The organism is Bradyrhizobium sp. HKCCYLS2038 (assembly GCF_051167655.1).
In the GTDB taxonomy this organism is placed as follows: domain Bacteria; phylum Pseudomonadota; class Alphaproteobacteria; order Rhizobiales; family Xanthobacteraceae; genus Bradyrhizobium.
Map to the genome: position 1 here is coordinate 320,778 of NZ_JBNPTM010000001.1, position 18,541 is coordinate 339,318.

Annotated in this window: 20 protein-coding genes and 1 other RNA gene; 10 read left to right on the top strand and 11 right to left on the bottom strand. The window is 66.1% G+C overall.

The window, feature by feature from the left end:
- Positions 1-112 precede the first annotated feature (112 nt).
- Positions 113-610 (top strand): TIGR02281 family clan AA aspartic protease, encoded by a 498-nt coding sequence (locus ACQR1I_RS01405; protein WP_434865885.1) that lies wholly within the window; start codon positions 113-115, stop codon positions 608-610.
- A 181-nt stretch (positions 611-791) separates the two neighbouring features.
- Positions 792-2,291, top strand: a complete 1,500-nt coding sequence (locus tag ACQR1I_RS01410; protein WP_434865401.1) for a phosphomannomutase/phosphoglucomutase — start codon at positions 792-794, stop codon at positions 2,289-2,291.
- A gap of 16 nt (positions 2,292-2,307) precedes the next feature.
- On the opposite strand, the gene ACQR1I_RS01415 is transcribed toward ACQR1I_RS01410, so the two are convergent.
- The 5 genes from ACQR1I_RS01415 to ACQR1I_RS01435 all read right to left on the bottom strand — a co-directional run bounded on the left by ACQR1I_RS01415 (position 2,308) and on the right by ACQR1I_RS01435 (position 6,282).
- A complete protein-coding gene (locus ACQR1I_RS01415; RefSeq protein ID WP_434865402.1) occupies positions 2,308-3,777 on the bottom strand; it encodes a methyl-accepting chemotaxis protein in 1,470 nt (489 codons plus the stop codon).
- On the bottom strand, positions 3,774-4,130 hold the full coding sequence (locus ACQR1I_RS01420) for a hypothetical protein (protein ID WP_434865403.1): 357 nt from the start codon (positions 4,128-4,130) through the stop codon (positions 3,774-3,776). The genes ACQR1I_RS01415 and ACQR1I_RS01420 overlap by 4 nt, the downstream gene beginning before the upstream one ends.
- Positions 4,131-4,283: 153 nt before the next feature.
- Positions 4,284-4,784 (bottom strand): Lrp/AsnC family transcriptional regulator, encoded by a 501-nt coding sequence (locus tag ACQR1I_RS01425; protein ID WP_434865404.1) that lies wholly within the window; start codon positions 4,782-4,784, stop codon positions 4,284-4,286.
- A gap of 136 nt (positions 4,785-4,920) precedes the next feature.
- Positions 4,921-5,859: an NAD(+) diphosphatase gene (nudC, locus tag ACQR1I_RS01430; RefSeq protein WP_434865405.1), complete on the bottom strand. Its 939-nt coding sequence runs from the start codon at positions 5,857-5,859 to the stop codon at positions 4,921-4,923.
- A gap of 3 nt (positions 5,860-5,862) precedes the next feature.
- The gene (locus ACQR1I_RS01435; RefSeq protein ID WP_434865406.1) at positions 5,863-6,282 is read right to left on the bottom strand and encodes an HIT family protein; all 420 of its coding nucleotides are present in this window, start codon (positions 6,280-6,282) and stop codon (positions 5,863-5,865) included.
- Between the two features lie 147 nt (positions 6,283-6,429).
- Between ACQR1I_RS01435 and ffs the strand changes: the two genes are divergently transcribed.
- The 5 genes from ffs to ACQR1I_RS01460 all read left to right on the top strand — a co-directional run bounded on the left by ffs (position 6,430) and on the right by ACQR1I_RS01460 (position 9,974).
- Positions 6,430-6,526, top strand: an RNA gene (ffs, locus tag ACQR1I_RS01440) — signal recognition particle sRNA small type.
- A 147-nt stretch (positions 6,527-6,673) separates the two neighbouring features.
- The gene (locus ACQR1I_RS01445; RefSeq protein WP_434865407.1) at positions 6,674-8,509 is read left to right on the top strand and encodes a DNA polymerase III subunit gamma/tau; all 1,836 of its coding nucleotides are present in this window, start codon (positions 6,674-6,676) and stop codon (positions 8,507-8,509) included.
- Between the two features lie 78 nt (positions 8,510-8,587).
- Positions 8,588-8,908, top strand: a complete 321-nt coding sequence (locus tag ACQR1I_RS01450; protein WP_172111653.1) for a YbaB/EbfC family nucleoid-associated protein — start codon at positions 8,588-8,590, stop codon at positions 8,906-8,908.
- A 20-nt stretch (positions 8,909-8,928) separates the two neighbouring features.
- Positions 8,929-9,528, top strand: a complete 600-nt coding sequence (recR, locus tag ACQR1I_RS01455; RefSeq protein ID WP_172111652.1) for a recombination mediator RecR — start codon at positions 8,929-8,931, stop codon at positions 9,526-9,528.
- A gap of 20 nt (positions 9,529-9,548) precedes the next feature.
- Positions 9,549-9,974 carry a hypothetical protein gene (locus tag ACQR1I_RS01460; protein ID WP_434865886.1) on the top strand — a complete coding sequence of 142 codons (426 nt, stop codon included), beginning with the start codon at positions 9,549-9,551 and terminating at the stop codon, positions 9,972-9,974.
- A gap of 94 nt (positions 9,975-10,068) precedes the next feature.
- Here ACQR1I_RS01460 and ACQR1I_RS01465 read toward each other — a convergent pair whose 3' ends face one another.
- Both ACQR1I_RS01465 and ACQR1I_RS01470 read right to left on the bottom strand, forming a co-directional pair.
- Positions 10,069-11,451, bottom strand: coding sequence for an AmpG family muropeptide MFS transporter (locus ACQR1I_RS01465; protein ID WP_434865408.1), 1,383 nt, complete (start codon positions 11,449-11,451; stop codon positions 10,069-10,071).
- A 43-nt stretch (positions 11,452-11,494) separates the two neighbouring features.
- Positions 11,495-12,727, bottom strand: coding sequence for a DNA recombination protein RmuC (locus ACQR1I_RS01470; protein ID WP_434865409.1), 1,233 nt, complete (start codon positions 12,725-12,727; stop codon positions 11,495-11,497).
- A 169-nt stretch (positions 12,728-12,896) separates the two neighbouring features.
- Between ACQR1I_RS01470 and def the strand changes: the two genes are divergently transcribed.
- The 3 genes from def (at position 12,897) to truA (ending at position 15,355) form a co-directional block, all read left to right on the top strand.
- A complete protein-coding gene (def, locus tag ACQR1I_RS01475; protein WP_434865410.1) occupies positions 12,897-13,424 on the top strand; it encodes a peptide deformylase in 528 nt (175 codons plus the stop codon).
- A gap of 140 nt (positions 13,425-13,564) precedes the next feature.
- Positions 13,565-14,500, top strand: a complete 936-nt coding sequence (gene fmt / locus ACQR1I_RS01480; RefSeq protein ID WP_434865411.1) for a methionyl-tRNA formyltransferase — start codon at positions 13,565-13,567, stop codon at positions 14,498-14,500.
- Between the two features lie 117 nt (positions 14,501-14,617).
- A complete protein-coding gene (gene truA / locus ACQR1I_RS01485) occupies positions 14,618-15,355 on the top strand; it encodes a tRNA pseudouridine(38-40) synthase TruA (protein WP_434865887.1) in 738 nt (245 codons plus the stop codon).
- Here the strand turns inward: truA and ACQR1I_RS01490 are convergent, their stop codons facing one another.
- From ACQR1I_RS01490 to dapD, 4 genes are all read right to left on the bottom strand, one after another.
- On the bottom strand, positions 15,356-15,739 hold the full coding sequence (locus ACQR1I_RS01490) for a RidA family protein (protein WP_434865412.1): 384 nt from the start codon (positions 15,737-15,739) through the stop codon (positions 15,356-15,358). It abuts the gene before it with no gap.
- A gap of 18 nt (positions 15,740-15,757) precedes the next feature.
- A complete protein-coding gene (gene dapE / locus ACQR1I_RS01495; protein ID WP_434865413.1) occupies positions 15,758-16,912 on the bottom strand; it encodes a succinyl-diaminopimelate desuccinylase in 1,155 nt (384 codons plus the stop codon).
- Positions 16,913-16,929: 17 nt separating this feature from the next.
- Positions 16,930-17,580: a DUF805 domain-containing protein gene (locus ACQR1I_RS01500; protein WP_434865414.1), complete on the bottom strand. Its 651-nt coding sequence runs from the start codon at positions 17,578-17,580 to the stop codon at positions 16,930-16,932.
- A gap of 68 nt (positions 17,581-17,648) precedes the next feature.
- Entirely contained in the window at positions 17,649-18,494 is an 846-nt protein-coding gene (dapD, locus tag ACQR1I_RS01505) for a 2,3,4,5-tetrahydropyridine-2,6-dicarboxylate N-succinyltransferase (protein ID WP_434865415.1), read from the bottom strand.
- Between the last annotated feature and the right edge of the window lie 47 nt (positions 18,495-18,541).

Sequence of the window (18,541 nt, forward strand, 5' to 3'; positions counted from 1 at the left end):
TCGTTTTCGCCAAAATGACAGCGGCAGCCGCTCCGCTTCAGTCGCCCGTCAGCGGCTTTCATGGTCAAGTCGGTTGCGGGGTAAAGTCGGGCGTTGTGTAATGCGTAGCATAATGATCTTCGCGGCCGTTCTCGTCGGCCTCGGCACCTTCATGGCACAGCTTGCCGATCGCCTGACGCCCGCGCCGGCCTCCGCCACGCCCGCGGCACGCGCCGCCACCTTGGACGCGGCTTCAGCTCAGCGCAGCCTCAGCATTTCGACCGACCGGCGCGGCCATTTCCGGGCCGACGGCCGCATCGACGGCCAGCGCATCAGCTTCATGGTCGATACCGGCGCCTCGATGGTCGCGCTCAACGAAAGCTCCGCCGCCCGCTTCGGCCTGCGCCCCGCTCGCAGCGACTACACCGCCAACGTGACGACGGCGAACGGCACCGTGAAGGCCGCGCGCGCCCGGCTCGCGATGGTCGAGCTCGGCGAGCTCACCGTGCGCGACGTCGATGCGCTGGTGCTGCCGGATACGGCCCTGTCGGAGAATCTGCTCGGACTGTCGTTCCTGTCCAAGCTGAAGCGCTTCGCCTATGCCAACGGCCAGATGGTGCTGGAGCAGTAATCACCATCGCCCGCATCTTGGCTGATGCGCCGACGGCCCCCACATACCGGCAGGTCAGATGGTTCCGAGAACGGGGCCACGCTGCCTGATTGTTGCCTGCATTCATCTGCCTTTGTTGTATGACGTCGTGCCAGGCACGACCCTATTCTTCCATTGATGTGATTTTTTGAGGCCCCTGCTGATGTTTCCCAAGCCGAAAGCCGTGCTGGTTCCCAACACCTACGCCTTTGAATCCGAGCCGATGGTGAAGCCGACGGGCTTCCGCGAATATGACGCGCGCTGGCTGTTCAACAAGGAAATCAACCTGATGGGGGTTCAGGCGCTCGGCATGGGGCTGGGCGCGCTGATCGCGGAACGCGGTGTCAGCCGAGAGATCGTCACCGGCCACGACTTCCGCGGCTACTCCGCCTCGATCAAATACGCGCTGATCTCGGGCCTGATGGCCGCCGGCTGCAAGGTGCACGACATCGGCCTCGCGGTGACGCCGATGGCCTATTTCGCGCAGTTCGATCTCGACGTGCCGTGCGTCGCCATGGTGACCGCCTCGCACAACGACAATGGCTGGACCGGAGTGAAGATGGGCGCCAACCGGCCGCTCACCTTCGGCCCCGAGGAGATGACCCGGCTGAAGGAGATCGTGCTCAACGCCGAGTTCAAGAATGCCGGCGGCGGCTCCTATCAGTTCCACGAGAATTATCCGGCGCGCTACATCGCCGATCTCACCAGCCGTCCCAAGCTGAAGCGCAAGCTGAAGGTCGTCGCCGCCTGCGGCAACGGCACGGCGGGCGCGTTCGCGCCGCAAGTGCTGGAGGCGATCGGCTGCGAGGTGATCCCGCTCGACACCGAGCTCGATCACACCTTCCCGAAATACAATCCCAATCCCGAAGACATGGAGATGCTGCACGCCATCCGTGACGCCGTGCTGGCGCACAAGGCCGATGTCGGCCTCGGCTTCGATGGCGACGGCGACCGCTGCGGCGTGGTCGACAACACCGGCGAGGAGATCTTCGCCGACAAGGTCGGCGTGATGCTGGCGCGCGACATGTCGGCGATCCACAAGGACGCGCAGTTCGTCGTCGATGTGAAGTCGACCGGCCTGTTCATGACGGATCCGGTGCTGCAGGCGCAGGGTGCCAAGACCGCCTATTGGAAGACGGGACATTCCTACATGAAGCGCCGGACCAACGAGCTCGGTGCGCTCGCCGGCTTCGAGAAATCAGGCCACTTCTTTTTCAACCGACCGTTCGGCCGCGGCTATGACGACGGCCTGGTGTCGGCGATCGCGATCTGCGAGATGCTCGACCGTGCGCCGGGCAAGTCGATGGCGGACCTCAAGGAGGCGCTGCCGAAGACGTGGTCGTCGCCGACGATGTCGCCGCATTGTGGTGACGAGGTCAAATACGGCGTCGTCGACGCGGTGGTGAAGCATTTCCAGGCGCTGCAGCAGCAGGGCGGCAAGGTCGCGGGGCAGCCGATCCGCGATCTCGTCACCGTCAACGGTGTCCGCGTCACCGTCGAGGACGGCAGCTGGGGCCTGGTGCGGGCGTCATCCAACAAGCCGGAACTCGTCGTTGTGGTGGAGAGCCCGGTCTCGGACCGGCGCATGCACGACATGTTCGAGGCCGTCAACGAGGTGCTGCGCACGCACCCCGAGGTCGGTGCCTACAACCAGACGATCTGAGAGCGCCCGATCGGCATCACGCCGCGCTGAGTGAGCGCAAGAACTGGTCGACCTCCGATTTCAGCCGGTCGGACTGCGATGTCAGTCCGTTGGCGGCGCCAAGCAGCTTCGTCGCCGCGGTGCCGGTCTCGTCGGAGGCGTGCGCCACGTTCTGGATGTTGAGGTGTGCCTCACGCGTGCCGTCAGCGGCCTGGTGCACGTTGCCCGAGATGGCGCGCGTCGCCTCGCCCTGCTGCTCCACGGCGCTCGCGATGCCCTTGGAGATTCCGTCGATCTCGGCGATCGTTCCGCCGATCAGCTGAATGGCGCTGACCGCATCCGCCGTGGCGTTCTGAATCGACTGGACCTGGCTGGAAATTTCCTCCGTCGCCTTGGCCGTCTGATTGGCGAGCGCCTTGACCTCGCTTGCCACGACCGCGAAGCCCTTGCCGTGCTCGCCGGCGCGAGCGGCTTCGATGGTGGCGTTGAGCGCGAGCAGATTGGTCTGGCTGGCAATCGTCTGAATCAGCGTCACGACCTCGCCGATCTTCTGCGTGCCGGAGGCGAGTCCCTCCACGACCGTGTTGGTGCGGCGCGCCTCGTCGGCAGCTTTCGCTGCGATTTCGGCGGAGCGTGTGACCTGCTGGGAAATCGCATTGATGGACGCCGACAGCTCTTCGGCCGCGGCAGCAACCGTTCCGACATTGCTCGAGGCCTGCTGCGAGGCGTGGGCGGCGGCCGTGGTCTGCCGCGCAGCTTCCGAGCTGCTGCGGCTCATCGAGGTCGACAGGCCCTGCATCTCGTTCGCGGCGACGGCGACCGCTTCGACGATGCCTCCGATCCGGCGCTCGAAGCCGGTCGCAAGCTCGCGACGCGCCGCATCGCCCTCCAGCTTCCTGCGTCGTTCGATTTCAGCGTGCTCGGCATTGGCGCGCGCCTCGGCCGCACCGGCGGCCGCCGCCTCGGCCGTCTTCCGGGCGGTGGTCTCGAACAATTGCGACAGCTTGTGGCCGAGCGCGATCAGGACCCCGGCCTCGATCAGCAGGATCACCGCATGCAGCACGACGCGGGCGAAGTCGCTGCCGCCCGGATAGACCGCCGCCGGCAGGACGAAATTGAGCACCAGGTGATGCAGCGCGACCGTGATCGTGCCGGCGAGGATCGGCCTGAAATCACAATAGGCCATGAGGCAGGCCAGCATCGCGAAGAAGTACATGTGCATGTCGGTCTGCCATGCATGGCCCGACATCTGGTAGACGAGCACGGACACCGTGACCATCAGCGCGATGGCGACGGTGAGACGGGTGGACAATCCGCTTCCGGTCGCCCGCCAGGAGATCGTCGCGATCGCGGCGAGAATCGCGATCGTCATCGTCGGCATCAACCACTCGCTCCCGCGCGCCAGGCCCACGACGAGAACGATCGGAACATGGAGCCAAAGCAGCGTGATCAGAGCCTTGCTGGTGATCTCGCGAAGCTCGGCGAGATCTGCGTTCGTGTCCGTCATTTTCGTTCCCCCTGCGTCCCGATCGATTCCGTGAAACAGGCGGCAGCCGCCTGTGGATCAATGGCAAACCAAGCTCCTGCTGCGCGCAGCCGCGTCCAGCCCGCAACCGGGCCGGGACGCAACACCAGGAGTGTAGGAAGAGACGTCGTGCGTACGATGGCCGCATCGGCGGATGCTGCGGCGTTCATCGCATCCTCCGCGCTCCACCATGGCGGGAATGCCACGGCGACGATCTCATTGCCTGGACGTACCTGCAGCGTCAGCCAGGCGACCGCGACGAAGCTCCCAAGCAGCAGAACGATGGCGTTGAGCCATGCGAAGCGAGCCGAGGGAGCGGGTGAACGCGGCGCCATCGGAGGTATGATAGGCGGCGCCGCCTAAGTTATGGTAAACGATCCCCGGAAATTTGTTGCGGCCGTCGAGATCTTTCGCCGCCGCGGCCTTTGCCGGTGAACCGCGATCACGACGGCTGATGAGGTGCGAGGAGCCTAGCGATCAAGGGCCGATCAGACCGGCGGCACCGGCAGCACGGTGATCGACTTGATCTTCTCCATCGCGAAGCGAGACGTGACGTTCTTCAACGGCACCGCGCTGATCAGCTTCTTATAGAACACGTCGTAGCTCTGCATGTCCGCAACCACCACGCGCAGCATGTAGTCGACGTCGCCGGCCATGCGGTAGAACTCCATCACCTCTGGCATGGAGCTGACCGCCTCGGCGAATTTGCGCAGCCAGGCCTCGGAATGGTCGGCGCTCTCCACCGAGACGAACACGGAGATCCCGAGCCCGATCTTGTTCTGATCGACCAGCGCGACCCGGCGCAGGATCACGCCATCGGCCTCCAGCCGCTGGATACGCTTCCAGCACGGCGTCGACGACAGCCCGACCCTGTCGCCGATCTCGGCGACGGACAGGGATGCATCCTCCTGCAGGACCATCAGGATCTTGCGGTCGATGGCGTCGAGCCGGCGGTTGGCTTCGGGGCCCTGGGCGGATACGTCGGTCATGGAGAAATTTGTTCCATATGAAGGTCGAGAAACCCTCATATAGAGAAAATCGTTCCAAGGCAAGAATCAGCCGTTCAGGACGGCCGAGCCGCCCAGTGCCGCCCCGCCGACCGGGTGTGGAGGTCTTGAATTACCTTTAGGCTTCGTCCTTCAGCCAGCGCCCGACCAGATGATGGGCAATGGCAAACGGGTGCGGCCCAGCCAGCCCGTCCGGGTGTTGCCGCTGGAGCATCAGCCGGGCCTCGTCGCGGCTGAACCAGCGGACGTCCTCGAGCTCGGCGCGGTCGATGACGATGTCCTCGTTCAGCGCCCGGGCGCTGCAGCCGATCATCAGCGACGACGGATATGGCCACGGCTGGGTCATGTAGTAGGCGACATCGGTGCAGCGGATGCCGGATTCCTCGAACACCTCGCGGCGGACCGCGTCCTCGATCGTCTCGGCCGCCTCGACGAAGCCGGCGAGGCAGGAATACATGCCCGCCGGAAACTGCTTCTGCCGGCCGAGCAGGCACTTGTCGCCCGAGGCGACCAGCGAGATCACGACCGGGTCGGTGCGGGGGAAATGCTCGGTCTTGCAAGCAGGGCATTCGCGCTTCCAGCCGCCCTCGCGCATCGCGGTCTTGGTGCCGCAATTGGCGCAGAAGCCGTGGCGCTGATGCCAGGACACCATCGACTTGGCCATCGCGATCGTCGCCAGCTGGTCGACCGGGATCGCGCCCTGCATCGCGATGCCGCGCAGTTCGGTGACCGACACATCGTCGCGCCCGGCGAGCTTCTCGACCGCGGCCGGCGAGATACCCATGCCGAACACCGCCGCACCGTCCTGCAGCCCGAGAAAGATCGTGCCCGGATTGGCGCCGAAGCCGAGCGCCTCGTCGATCGAGAGCAGCGGGCGCAACTGGTCGCCGTCCCGCTTCAGCACCAGCGAATCGCGATGCACGACATAGGCCCGCGTCGACGGCTGGCCCTCGAAGGCGAGCAGCTTGTCGTCATGGAATCGCAAATGCGCGGCGCGCTCGATCGGATGGCCGACGAAGGCCGGCTTGCCCAGCGGAAACAGGTCGAATGGCGACATCTCTCACCCTAGCCAGATCTTGCGCCGGATCGCGCTGATGAATTGCTGCACCTCCTGCGCGTCGTGCGGCACAGGCGGTGCGACGCCCCAGACCGGGCGCGGCCACGCCACGTCACTGGTGCGGCGGGCGATGACATGGACATGCAGCTGCGGCACCATGTTGCCGAGTGCTGCGACATTGAGCTTGTCGCATTTGGTGATTTCCTTCAGCGCACGCGACACCCGCGTGATCTCGGTCATCAGCTGCGCCTGGGCGACCTCGTCGAGATCGATGATCTCGACCGCGCCCTCGCGCCGCGGCACCAGCAGCAGCCAGGGGAAATTGGCGTCCTTGATCACCAGCACGCGCGACAGCGGCAGGTCGCCAATATCGATCGTATCCTTCGCAAGTTGCGGATGCAGCGACCAGGCTGATTCGGGCATGCGGCGGGGTTCCTGGCAGTCGGGCTGGCGGGAGGTTTGACGGCACCTAAAGCCTTTCCCAGCTGTGGCACAAGCCCGCAGGGCGGGGGAGCGGACCGGCGAAGCTCGCGCTTGCTTTCCGGGCCGTTTGGCCCCAAATAGGCAGCGGGAGATTGGCGGTGGACGAGCCACTCGCCAACCGGGTCAGGTCCGGAAGGAAGCAGCCCTAACGAGGTCCGGATCGGGTCGCTCGTCAGTCTCCTACCTTTTTTCTCGAGCGAATCGCGCATGGATTGCGGGGACCCCGCGCAGGGCGGGCGCTCGACCGCGCTCCGGTTGATTGCGTCGAGGCTTATTGCGTCGACGACCGCGATCGATGCCGGCCTGGAATGTTTCACTTGCGGATCGCTCGATGACTGACGCCGGCGCCCCATCCGTTTCGCCCGACAGCGCCGGCGCTCCCGCCAAGCCATACCGGGTTCTGGCGCGCAAATACCGTCCCTCCAGCTTCGCGGATCTGATCGGCCAGGAAGCCGTTGTGCGCACGGTCTCGAACGCGTTCGAGACCGGCCGCATTCCGCAGGCCTGGATCCTCACCGGCGTGCGCGGCGTCGGCAAGACGACCACCGCCCGCATCCTCGCCCGCGCCCTGAATTACGAGCTGCCCGACGGCTCGGTGAAAGGGCCGACCATCCACATGCCGGTGCTTGGCACCCATTGCCAGGCGATCATGGAAAGCCGGCACATGGACATCCTCGAGATGGACGCGGCGTCGCATACCGGCGTCGACGACGTCCGCCAGATCAATGACAGCGTGCGCTATGCGCCGGCCAGCGCGCGCTACAAGGTCTACATCATCGACGAAGTCCACATGCTGTCGACGGCGGCGTTCAACGCCTTCCTGAAGACCTTGGAGGAGCCGCCCGAGCACGCCAAGTTTGTGTTCGCGACCACCGAGATTAGGAAAGTGCCGGTGACGGTGCTGTCGCGCTGCCAGCGCTTCGATCTGCGCCGGGTCGAGGCCGACGTGCTGATGAAGCATCTCGCTGGGATAGCGACCAAGGAAGGCGTGACGATCGAGGCCGAGGCGCTCGGCATCATCGCCCGCGCCGCCGAAGGCTCGGTGCGCGATTCGTTGTCGCTGCTCGACCAGGCGATTGCGCACAGTGCCGGCGAGGTGCGCGCCGATGACGTCCGGCAGATGCTGGGGCTCGCTGACCGTACCCGCGTCATCGACCTGTTTCATCATCTCGCCAGCGGCGACATTGCCGCCGCGTTCAAGGAATTCCGCGAGCAATACGATGTCGGCGCCGATCCCGTCGTCGTGCTGTCGGACCTCGCCGAGTTCGTGAACTTCGTCACCCGCGTGAAGGCGGTGCCGGTCACCGCCGACAATGTCGCCTTCAGCGAGACCGAGCGGCTGCGCGCGCGGGATTTCGCGACCAAGCTGTCGATGCGGGTGCTGTCGCGGATGTGGCAGATGCTGCTCAAGGGCATTGCGGAGACGCAGAGCGCGACGCGTCCGGCGGCCGCGGCCGAGATGGTGCTGGTGCGCATCGCCTACGCAGCCGATCTGCCGACGCCCGACGAAGCCATTCGCATGATCGATCAGAATGGCGGCGGGTCGCCGGTTGTCACGAATGGCGGCGGAGCGCCGCGTCCTGCAACCAGCATGAGTGCCGGAGCGCCGCCGGTGATGAGTTCGTCGCCGATGCAGGCGTCGCGTCCGCAAGGCCCGACGCTCGCCGCCGTCGGTGGCGGGATGCGCCCTCAGGCGATGTCATCGCAGCCGTCACCGTCACAGCAGGATCAGCCTGCGCTGCGGATCGCGAGCTTCCAGGAGCTCGTCGCTCTTGCTGGCAAGAATCGCGACCTGATCACCAAGAGCGCGCTCGAGATGGACGTTCGGCTCGTCCGCTTCGAGGAGGGGCGTCTGGAGATTGCGCTGGAACGCACGGCGCAGCGATCGCTTGTCTCCGACCTCGGCCGCAAGCTGGAGGACTGGACGGGGCGGCGCTGGACCGTGATCGTCTCAAACGAGCAGGGCCAAGCGACCCTGCGCGAGCAGAACCTGCGCGCCAAGAGCGAGCGCGAGGCGGCGGCGGAGGCTGACCCACGCGTGCAGGAGATCCTGGCGCGGTTCCCGGGTACCAAGGTGATCGAAGTACGCCGGCTCGCCCCCGAGCCGCCCGAATCCGACGCCAGTGCTGTCGAGCCGCCGGACGAATCGGACGATGATGATTTCTAGGGCATGATCCGGAAAAGTGGGAACCGGTTTTCCGAAAGATCATGCTCAATAAAAAAAGACAGATGACGAGGTGCTCCGATGGCTGACTTTCTCGGCATGATGAAACAGGCGGCGCAGCTGCAGACGAAGATGCAGGAGATGCAGGCGGAGCTCGGCAACGTCGAGGTCGAGGGCATCTCCGGCGGCGGCCTCGTCGCCGTGCGCATGACCGCGAAAATGGACGTGAAGTCCGTCAAGATCGATCCGTCGCTGCTGAAGCCGGAGGAGGCCGAGATCCTCGAGGATCTCCTGGTCACCGCACATGGCGATGCGCGCCGCAAGGCGGAAGCCGCGATGCAGGAGAAGATGCAGGCCATCACCGGCAAGCTCGGCCTGCCGCCGGGCTTCGGCTTCGGTTAGTTCATGATCGTCGTGATCTGATGGCCGTCGCCGGTCCTGAAATCGAGCGCCTGATCCAGCTGCTTGCGCGCCTGCCCGGTCTCGGGCCGCGTTCGGCGCGGCGTGCCGCGCTGCATCTGATCAAGAAGCGCGAGGCGCTGATGGTGCCGCTCGCCTCGGCGCTGCAGGTGGCGATCGAGCGCATCCAGGTGTGCAAGACCTGCGGCAACATCGACACGCAGAGCCCCTGCACGGTGTGCACTGACCCGCGGCGGGATCCCGCGATGATCGTCGTCGTCGCCGATGTCGCCGACCTCTGGGCGCTCGAGCGCGCAAAAGCCTCAAACGGACGCTATCACGTGCTCGGCGGCACCTTGTCGCCGCTCGACGGCGTCGGCCCGCAGGACCTCACCATCGACGCGCTGGTGCAGCGGGCGCATGCGCCCGAGGTGCAGGAGATCATCCTGGCCTTGAACGCGACGGTCGATGGTCAGACCACCGCGCACTACATCACCGACCTCCTGCAGGAGGCGAACGTCAAGGTCACGCGGCTGGCGCACGGCGTGCCGGTCGGCGGCGAACTCGACTATCTCGATGAAGGCACGCTCTCGGCCGCGATGCGGCAGCGGACCTTGTTCTAAGCACAGACGAAAGTGAGATGATGACGAAGCGTGGATTCGGCAAACGGCTGGCTTTGGGCGCGATTCTTGTGGTGCTCGCGGCGCCATCCGTCCTGGCGCAGCAGGGCGAGACGCCGCTGAAGGCGGGCAAGCCGCTCAACGCCGGCGACGTGCTGTCGGGTGAGCTGAGCGCGCTGAAGGTCAAGGGCGCCAAGCCTGGCCAGCCGTCATCGGCCTATCAGATCACCAGCGAGCCCCGCCGCCTGCCGCCGCCGGGCGGGCTGTGCAATCTCGAGACCGGCCCGGAGACGTTCCAACTGATCACCGCCAGTCCCGCGCAGGCCTCGCAGTTGAAAGGATTCCTGGGCAAGCAGATTGCCGTGAAAGTCGACGAGATCGCCTGCGCCCAGGATGCCGGGCAGATCAGCGAGGCGGTCGTGACCAAGTGGAGCCTGGTGAAGCGCTGAGAACCGCTATCGGTGTTCACGCGAATGCAGCGCCATGATTTCCGCTGTCATCGCCCGGCTCGCGGGTGATGACGGCCTTATACGAGGTGAGAAGCTATACCTTCACTGGCCCCAGCCCGTCGAAATGCCCGCGCCGTTGCAGCCAGGCGAGCAGCACGAGGCTCGGGATCGCGACCAGCACGCAGATGATGAAGAACAGCGGCCAGCCGGTCGCCTTCGCCACGTAGCCGGCGCCTGACGACAGATAGGTGCGGCCGACGGCGGCGAGCGCCGTCAGCAGCGCGTATTGGGTCGCGGTGTGCAGCGGGTTCTTGCAGAGCGCGGAGAGGTAGGCGACGAAGATCACGGTGCCGATCGCGCTGGTGAAGTTTTCCGCCGAGATCGCCAACGCCAGCGCCCATTGATTGACGCCGACGACTGCAAGCCACGAGAACGACAGGTTGGCCAGCCCCTGTACGACACCGCCGATCCACAGGCTCGTGGCGAGCGAATAGCGCCGCGCGACGAAGCCGCCGGCAAAGCCGCCGGCGAGCGTGGCGGCGAGGCCGACGCCCTTCACGATCGCGGCGTAGTCGACCTTGGTGAAGCCGAGATCGATCACGAAGGGCGCGGTCATGGTGCCGGAGAAGGCGTCAGTGAACTTGAACAGAACGACGAAGGCGAGCGCGGCCAGCGCATCGCGCCGTCCCAGGAATTCGAGGAACGCGCCGCTGGCCGCATGCATCACACGGGTGAGCGCGGTGTCGGCGCTCATCTCGGCTTCGGCCTGCTTCGACTGCGCCGGCTCGGTTGCGGCGAGTGCCGTGATCGTGCCGATCAGCACCAGGCCCGCCATCACGACGTAGCCCCACATCCAGGACGACGAACGAGGCAGCCCCGAGCTCTCGAACGCGCTGACCACGACGAGCGCGCCGGCCGTCGAGACCAGCATGCCGATGCGGTAGGCCGCGACATAGGACGCCATGCCAGCAGCCTGCTCGCTCTCCGGCAGGCTCTCGACGCGGAAGGCATCGACCACGATGTCCTGGGTCGACGACGTCGCGGCGACCAGCAGCGCGGCCAACGCCACCATGAACGGCGCATGCGCCGGGTCGGTCGACGCCAGCAGCAGGATTGCGGCGATCAGCAGCAGCTGTGCGAACACCAGCCAGCCGCGGCGCCGTCCGAACGCGCGCGTGAGCAGCGGGACATGCAGCGCGTCGACCAGTGGCGCCCACAGGAACTTCAAGGTGTAGGGCGTGCCGACCAGCGCAAACAGCCCAATGGTGCCGAGATCGACGCCGAGCTCGCGCATCCAGATCTGCAAGGTCGAGCCGGACAGCGCCAGCGGCAGGCCCGAGGAGAAGCCGAGGAACAGCACGATCAACACGCGTGGCTGCAGGTACACGGCCATGCTCTCGCGCCAGGTCGGGGCGGGCTTGGGCCCAGGCTCTGCAGCGCTCGCTACGAGGTCGGATGTCGCGTCGGGTGCGGTCATGACCGGGTGGTAGCAGATTTGGGCGGCTGTCGCGACGCCACCCTCACTCCCCCGCCTGCATCCCGCCCGCCAGCGGAAATAGATCCGGAGTCGTGCCGCCAGCTGGCGCAATCCGCGGCGAGTCGACCGGCGTGTCCTGCCTGCTGAAATCCAGCTCCTCGATGCGCGCGGCGCGCTTTTCGATTTTGTCGGCGGAGATGAGGATCTGGCGGATGTCCTCGCCGACGTCGCCGAAATGTTTCTGCAGCTTCAGCACACGCTCGCGCAGGCGGCCGAGATCGTCGCCGAGATGGATCACCTCGTTGCGGATCTGGTCGGCAGCGTCGCGGATGCGCGCGTCCTTCATGATCTGCTGCATGACCTGGATGGCAAGCATCAGGAGCGACGGCGACACGAGCACGACACGGGCGCGATAGGCCTTCTGGATGACGTCGTCGAAGCCATCGTGGATTTCGGCATAGACCGATTCCGACGGCACGAACATCAGGGCCGTATCCTGAGTCTCGCCGACGACCAGATATTTCTCGGCGATGTCGTTGACGTGGCGCAGCACGTCGGTGCGCAGGCGCTGCGCAGCGGCGCGCTTCTCCTCCTCGGTCTCGGCGTCATGCAGCGCGGTGACCGCCTCCAGCGGAAACTTGGCGTCGATGCACAGCGGCCTGGTGTCGGGCAGGAACACGACGCAGTCCGGCCGCTTGCCGCTGGCGAGCGTGTACTGGAATGCGAAACTGCCCTTCGGCAGCCCGTCCTGCACGATCGCCTCCATCCGCGCCTGTCCGAACGCGCCGCGCGACTGCTTGTTGGCAAGCACGTCGCGCAGGGTCGTCACCTGCGTGGTGAGCTCGCTCAGATCACGGTGCGCATTGTCGATGATGCCGAGTCGCTCGTGCAGCACGCGCAGCGAATCCATGGTGTGGCGCGTGCTTTGCTCCATCGACTGGCCGACGCGGTGAGTGACCGCATCGAGCCGCTCGTTGACGCTGCGGGCCAGGTCGACCTGGCGCCCGGCCAGCAGCTGTGCCATCGCGTCGACCCGGCCGGAGGCCTCGCTCTGGACGCGGATCATGTCGCCGAACCGTTGTTCGAGCTCGTCGGCCCGCATCGCCTGCTGGGCGGCAAGCTCGGTGCCGCGCCGGCTGGAGCGGGCGACCGCCGCCACGATCATCACGAGCAGCAGCAGCACCAGCACGCCGAATCCGATCAGCGCATCGCTGGCCCGGATCGGCAGATCGCCGATCATGACGACGACAGGATTGAGGCTCTGGCTGGCGGTCATCACCCCCGTCTATCCGATTCGCGCAAGCTCGCGAACGAAGAGAGAACATTTATGGTTAAGGCCGGGTTAAGAAGCATGGTTAACGGATCGTTGAAATTCATGGTTAGCGATGTCTTAACCGCACGCCATTAGATTGACCCGGTCAGTTCCGCGGCTTAAATCGCGCGCCATGTCCCTAAAAGAAATCATCATCCTGCCGGATCGGCAGCTGCGGCTGGTCTCCAGGCCTGTCGAGAAGGTCACGCCGGAGATCCGGCAGCTGGTCGACGACATGTTCCAGACCATGTACGACGCGCCCGGCATCGGGCTCGCGGCGATCCAGGTTGCGCAGCCCTTGCGCCTGATCACCATGGATCTGGCGAAGCCGGATTCCGGCGGCGAGACCAAGCGCGAGCCGCGGGTCTTCATCAATCCGGAGATCGTCGCCAAGTCGGACGAGCTATCGGTCTACGAGGAAGGCTGCCTGTCGATTCCCGAATATTACGAGGAGGTCGAGCGACCGGCGCGCGTCCGCGTCCGCTTCACCGATATCGACGGCGTGGTCCGCGAGGAGGATGCCGAGGGCCTCTACGCCACCTGCATCCAGCACGAGATCGACCATCTCAACGGCGTGCTGTTCATCGACTATCTGTCGAAGCTCAAGCGCGACCGCGTAATGAAGAAGTTCACCAAGGCCGCCAAGCGCGCGGGCGACTAATCGACGAACTCTTTCCTCCGTCATGCCCGGGCCTGACCCGGGCATCCACGTCTTGCCTCTCGCGTTGGCTTTGCGACGTGGATGACCGGGACAAGCCCGGCCATGACGCGGAGGATCGGCTATGCAGGATCTTCCACCAGATGCCGCTTCGCCTGATCTTCATGGGCACGCCGGACTTCGCCGTGCCGACCCTGCTCGAGCTCGCCGGCCATGGCCACGAGATCGTGGCCGTCTACACCCGCGCGCCGAAGCCCGGCGGCCGCCGTGGCCTCGCGCTGGTGCCGACCCCGATCGAGACCGAGGCGCGCCGGCTCGGCATCCCCGTGCTCACGCCGAAGACGCTGAAAACCGAGGAAGCGCTGGCCGAGTTCCGCGCCCATGACGCCGATGCCGCCGTCGTCGTCGCCTACGGCATGATCCTGCCGCAGGCGATCCTCGATGCGCCCAGGCTCGGCTGCTACAATCTTCACGCCTCGCTGCTGCCGCGCTGGCGTGGCGCCGCGCCGATCAATCGCGCCATCATGGCGGGTGATGCCGAGTCCGGCGTCATGGTGATGAAGATGGATGTCGGTCTCGACACCGGCGACGTCGCGATGGCCGAGCGCCTTGGTATCACCGACGCCATGACGGCCTCCGATCTGCATGATCGCCTGTCGCGGATCGGCGCCGACCTGATGGTGCGCGCGATGGCTGCGCTGGAGCGCGGCGGGCTGACGCTGACGAAGCAGGCCGAGGACGGCGTCACCTACGCCGCCAAGATCGAGAAGGCCGAGGCGCGGATCGACTGGAGCAGGCCGGCGCATGCCGTGCTGCGCCACATCCACGGCCTGTCGCCGTTCCCCGGCGCCTGGAGCGAGATCGTGCTCGATGGCGAGGCCGTGCGGCTGAAGATCCTGCGCTGCGCGCTCGCCAGTGGCGCGGGCGAGCCGGGCACCGTGCTTGACGAGCAGCTCACCATCGCCTGCGCCGACGGCGCCATCCACATCACCGAGCTGCAGCGCGCGGGCAAGGGCCCGATGAAGGCCGCGGATTTTCTGCGCGGCACGGCTGTCGCGCCGGGCCTGCGCTTCGGCTGACCATTTCAGCCCGTCATGCGCGGGCTTGACCCGCGCATCCATCTCGCGAACAAGCTTCGCCCATGGATGGATTGCCGGGTCAAGCCCGGCAATGACGGCCCAGACGTGATCGAGGCGATGCCCCGCTACAAGCTCACCATCGAATATGACGGCACCCCGTTCTGTGGCTGGCAGCTGCAGGAGACGCTGCCGTCGGTGCAGGGCGCCCTGGAGGCGGCGGTGCAGGCGACCTGCGGCGTGCCGACCCGCGTGCACGGCTCCGGCCGCACCGATGCCGGCGTCCATGCCACCGGGCAGGTCGCGCATTGCGACATCGAGAAGGCGTTTCGCCCCGACAAGCTGCGCGATGCGCTCAACGCGCATCTGCGCCCCAACCCGGTCGCCGTGCTCGACGCGGAGATCGTGCCGGAGACATTCGAGGCTCGCTTCTCCGCCCGCAAGCGGCACTACCGCTATCGCATCGTCAATCGCCGCTCGAATCTCGCGCTGGAGGTCGGCCGCGTCTGGCGCGTGCCGCAGCGACTCGATTCGGATGCGATGCACGTCGCTGCGCAACGTCTGATCGGCAAGCACGACTTCACCACGTTCCGTGACACCGAGTGCCAGGCAAAATCACCGGAGAAGACGCTCGATCAGCTCGACGTCGTCAGGGACGGCGATGCCATCACCGTCGTCACCTCGGCGCGCTCCTACCTCCACAGCCAGGTCCGCTCGATGGTCGGCTCGCTGGTGTGGGTCGGGCAGGGCCGCTGGAGCGCCGATGATCTGGCGGCAGCGCTCGCCGCGCGCAGCCGCGCCGCCTGCGGCGTCGTCGCGCCGCCCGAAGGGCTGTATCTCGTGAAGGTCGACTACTGATCAGGCGGCGGCGACTGCTTCGATTTCGAGTAGCCAGGCGCTGTCAAAGATTTCAGCAATGATCACCGTCAATGCAGGCGCCAGGTCGCCCAGGACTTCGTTGCGAACGTCGCGGTTTTCGACGCTGTACTTCCGATCCGAGAGATACGTGGTGACCTTGACGATGTTGCCGAGCGTCATATCCGCGGCCCGAAGCTGCGCTTCTACATTGCGCCACACGAGACGGGCTTGGCTCGTGAAATCGCCAGGCACCGCGCCATCTGCATCTTGCGGAATCTGACCGCTCACGAATGCCCATCGCGTCGGGTGCGAGACCTCGCAGACTTGGCTGTAGCCGCCCGAGGGCTGGGGCGCGTCCTTGGCGCTAAGAGCTCGTCGGTCCATCCGCGCCACCCTTGCAGCTCAGGCGAAATATCTGTCGAGAATGCCGCGATAGATCTTCGTCAGCGTCGCGATATCGGCGACCGAGGCGCGCTCGTCGATCTGGTGCATGGTCTGGCCGACCAGGCCGAACTCGATCACCGGGCAGTAGCTCGAAATGAAGCGTGCATCCGACGTGCCGCCGGTGGTCGACAGATCCGGCTTGCGGCCGGTGACCTCTTCGATCGCCGCGACCGCGAGGTCGGTGAACGGACCCGGCTTGGTCAGGAACACGTTGGAGTTCGACGGCAGCCAGTCGATGTGGGCGCGGATGCGGTTGCCGCAGGCCTTGGCGAGCCGCTCCTCGACCAGCGCGCGCAGCGACTGCTGAGTATGGCAGTCGTTGTAGCGGATGTTGAACTTCGCTCGTGCGATGCCAGCGATGACGTTGGTGGCGGTGTTGCCGACATCCACGGTGGTGAATTCGAGGTTCGACGGCTGGAATTGCGCGCTGCCGTGATCGAGCGGCTCGTCGGAAAGTGCCACGATTAGGCGCGAGATGTCAGGCACCGGGTTGGAGGCGCGGTGCGGGTAGGCGACGTGGCCCTGCTTGCCTTCGACGATCAGGGTGCCGGACTGTGAGCCGCGGCGGCCGATCTTGATGCAGTCGCCCATGACTTCCTGATTGGACGGCTCGCCAAGCACGCAATGATCGAAGCGCTCGCCGCGCTCGGCCGCCCACTGCAACAGCTTGATGGTGCCGTTGATCGAGACGTCCTCCTCGTCGCCGGTGATCAGGAACGAGATCGAGCCCTTGGGCTGGCCACCGCGCTCGCGCAGATAATCGAGCGCCGCCGCGACGCTGCAGGCGATGCCGCCCTTCATGTCGACCGCGCCGCGGCCATAGATGTAGCCGTCCTTCACCTCACCCGAGAATGCGCCGAGGCTCCAGGCCTTTTCGTCGCCAGGCGGCACGACGTCGGTGTGGCCGGCGAAGGTGATGTGCGGTCCCTCGCTGCCGATGCGGGCGTAGAGGTTGTCGATGTCGGCGGTGCCCGCCTCCGAGAAGGTCACGCGATGCGTCGTGAAGCCCGCTTGCGCCAGCAGGGCTTCGAGCACGCCAAGCGCGCCGGCATCGGCTGGCGTCACGGAAGGACAGCGGATCAGGTCTCGGGTGATGGTGAGGGCGTCGGTCATGCCCTCGGCTTATCATGCTAGTTTGGCGGCGGGCTAGTGCTGCCGATTGCCGCTCCGTTGAGCGGTGGGCTCGCGACGTGCGGCGTGAATTCCAGTTCCTTGTCCTGATCCCAGGCCGGCGGGTGGCTGGTCTGCCAGCCGCCGCGTTCGGCCGATACGACCTGCGGGAGCGGGCTGGGTCCGAAGCGATTGCGCTCGGGATCGCCGGCCAGGCAGTACAGTTCGATGAAGCCCCAGAGCGAGAGCAGGGCGCCGAGACCTCCGAGGATCGTGGGAAGCAGCGTGCCGGGCAGCAGGTCGACATATTGGTTGACGAGCCCGGGCATGGCGAACAACGGAACCGTCCACCAGCCGCTCTTGCCGCGGTCGTGCAGCCGCTTGACGGCGCCCGCGGCGAACACCCAGGCGAACAACGGGGTGACGACGATGTGGATCGCCGCGGACAGGAGATCGGCCCGCGTCAGGCCGCGAAAGGTGTCGGGGTCGAAGACCACGAAAATATCGGTGAGACGGAAGCTAGCGGCGGCCGGGCCGCCGAGCAGCTTGCTGAAGCCGGCCGTCAGAGCAGTGGCGACCACCATCCAGCCAAAGATCACCAGCAGCGACAGCCACAGCTTGGCGCGATTGATGCGGCCGTGGAAGCGGAACAGAAACCAGATCCAGTCCATGGGCGATCTCCGGACGAGCGGTAGGGCCGGTCCGGAGATTCGTCGCTGCCGCCGCAGCGGCGGTTCGATCAGTCGCGCAGCAGCTCGTTGATCGAGGTCTTGGAGCGGGTGCGCTCGTCGACGCGCTTGACGATGACGGCGCAGGCCGTGGACGGTCCCATCTGTCCGTTCTTCATCGGCTTGCCCGGCAGTGCGCCCGGCACGACGACCGAGTATTCCGGCACCTCGCCGATGAACGTCTCGCCGGTTTCGCGGTCGATGATCTTGGTCGAGGCACTCAGGAACACACCCATCGCCAGCACCGCGCCCTTGCGCACGATGACGCCTTCGGCGACCTCCGAGCGGGCGCCGATGAAGCAGTCATCCTCGATGATCACGGGACCGGCCTGCAGCGGCTCCAGCACGCCGCCAATGCCGACGCCGCCGGAGATGTGCACGCGCTTGCCGATCTGGGCGCAGGAGCCGACCGTCGACCAGGTGTCGACCATGGTGGCCTCGTCGACATAGGCGCCGAGATTGACGAACGACGGCATCAGCACGACGTTCTTGGCGATGAAGGCGGAACGGCGCACGATGGCGCCCGGCACGGCGCGGAAGCCGGCATCGCGAAAACGGTTCTCGCCCCAGCCCTCGAACTTCGACGGCACCTTGTCCCACCACGACGCCTGGCCGGGGCCGCCGGGGATGACGCTCATGTCGTTGAGCCGGAACGACAGCAGCACGGCCTTCTTCAGCCACTGGTTGACGCTCCACTTGCCGTCGGCGGCACGCTCGGCGACGCGGGTCTCGCCCTTGTCGAGCAGCTCCAGCGCGCTCTCCACGGCGTCGCGGACCTCGCCCTTGGTCGCGGTCGAGACGCCGTCACGGGCATCGAAGGCGCTGTTGATGGTGGATTCCAGGGCGGACAAAGACATCGGTCGATCCTCGCTTGGTCCCGGGCGCGCCGCCTGGGATCGGTCAT